1 protein-coding gene is annotated in these 2,241 nt (G+C 52.9%); it reads left to right on the top strand.

The window, feature by feature from the left end:
* Positions 1 to 1,737, top strand: a 1,737-nt coding sequence (locus tag ABD892_RS11010) for a PQQ-binding-like beta-propeller repeat protein (RefSeq protein ID WP_345195691.1), incomplete at its 5' end; no start/stop codon positions are given.
* Positions 1,738 to 2,241 lie beyond the last annotated feature (504 nt).

The raw sequence follows: 2,241 nt of genomic DNA, 5'->3' as shown, positions 1-2,241 counted from the left end.
TTTTGTGCAAAAACTGTACTCTGTTGCCAAAAGTACGGCCAGCTTGCTCACATTCCCAAGGTTAAGCGGGATTTAAGGTCTATCGATCGACAGGGCAACCTTTACTTCAGCCCGGTCACCCCCTCAGAACCAGTGGTACTGGTCAGCCTTGACGGAGAAACAGGCGAACGACGCTGGGCAATTACTGGGCAACCACTGTCACAGGGCGGCGGTACGCCGCTGGTACTGGATGATCCGGACAACCCGGGACAACAGATCATTTACCTGGCACTCTATGAGCGGGCACTGGCCGTGCGTCAGGACGGCAGTGTTATCTGGGATGTCCCTACCGGTCTCAAGGAACCTGTCCTGCAGCCGGGCGATGACCGCAATACCCATAACTTTGGTGCCAGCTATCACCCCCAGTCAGACAGTATTGTCGGCCTGCTGATGGACGGTTCCGTCTTTGCCCTGGATCGTAAAACCGGACAACCCATTCTGGCAGACGCCTTCACCGTACCAGGCGCTCCCGCCAAAGGAGCCACGACCGGCCGCCCCGGCAAATGGGTCAGCCAGCGTACCGACAAGATCATGAAAAAAGTCTTTGGTGAAGACCCTCAGGTTGGTGGACGATTCACTAAGGTCGCCGATGTGTTGTTTGGCGGCGGCGTTAAGATCGCCAACTATTTTTCCATTGATCCGATGACGGGGCGTTTCTTTATCGCCGCCACCGCACCGGATGAAGCCGATGGCACGATCGATGGCCTGGCAGAAAATGGTGCCCTGTACGGCATAGACATGATACCGGCCGGCAATGGCCAATACCGTCTTGAGGTCGCAGCCAGCACCTGGTTCAAGGGGGGAACCGGTTCGACACCCGCACTGCGGGCGGATGGTACCCGCGTGTACGTTTCAGACGACAATGGTAATGTTATTGCCTTTGACCAGTCTCTCAACGAGCTCTGGCGGCAATCAGTCGGTGAACAGATTCTTGCGTCTATCACCGTAGCGTCCGAGAACAATGAGCTCTACGCCATCACTGCCGGTGAACTGTTCAAACTGCAGGATCGTGGTGACAAGGCCGAGGTTATCTGGCGCGCCAGTCTGGACATGTACCCGGAGATTTTCGGCCAGAAAAACCTGAATATGCTGACCGCCTCCATCACGGCCAACGGCATTGCCGTTATCCTCGGTGCAGGCTTTGAAAAAGGCACCGTGCGGTTACCGGTCTCCGTCGGCGTCGGCCTGCTGGATCGGGAAACCGGTGAGGTGATCTCGTATACTGAAGGCGTAGAAGAGTCGGTCGCGACAACCATTACGGGTCCCGACGGTGGTTTCTACATAGCCCATTCGCCGATCCGCCGCGCTGTCAGTCGCGCCTTGTTGGGGCCTCTGGTGAAGCCGTTAACCGGTGGCATCGCCAGATATAAGCCGGTGCGTAACGATCTTCTGGTACGTGACGCGGTGTGTGCCGCAGCGATACGACTGGAGAATGCTGCCAGGTATCAGCAGGATAATCCGGCATCCAGTGAAGCCGATACCCTCCAAGCGGGTGTATTATTGAAACAAGCCAGTCAGGCTGCCACTGCGGCTCTGGAGGAGCAAGCGCTGGACAAAAAACTGACAACTCATTTAAAAGCATTACTGTTATCAGTCAATGTGCAGAACCCAACCACTGCAGCTGAACAGGCAGATTCACTCTGCACTGCGATACAAACGGCTTCACTTCCACCTGACACAGCACTAGCCAGTCGATAAATCATGTGGCCAATTGCTCAACATGCAATTGGCCAGGTTAACAATATTCTTTCAACTCTATATAACGACCCCTTGTCAGTATCAATAACACGTTCAAGTATCCCTCTAAAACATCCAAGCCCAGAAGAACTATTTTTATCATTTAGTGTCAAACACATAGAACTACCCATAACGTTATCAATCAAGGTAATTAAGTGATAAGGCGAATTCTCCATTCAACACCTAGCAATAAGCCAGATATAGAAACAACTGGCATCCGCTCACATGTAAGCCTGGCTTATAGCGCTAAAACCCAAGTATGCGTAGTCAATGCACCATGGTCTAAGCCTGATGCGCTGGAGTTAGGGAACCTGCGATTAAGTCCCCAATAATAAGCTAATCTCCTCTCAGCCCTTGCCGGAGATTAGCCATGGATCAACAACTCAGCTTTTCTGACGCTGAATTCACTCAAAAGCGTCGCCAGACCCGCAAAGAAATATTCCTTGCCCGTATGGATAAACTGAT

Source organism: Kistimonas scapharcae, from assembly GCF_039540975.1.
In the GTDB taxonomy this organism is placed as follows: Bacteria; Pseudomonadota; Gammaproteobacteria; order Pseudomonadales; family Endozoicomonadaceae; genus Kistimonas; species Kistimonas scapharcae.
Note: the sequence above shows the minus strand (reverse complement) of the source record. Positions and strands in the feature narration are given on the sequence as shown.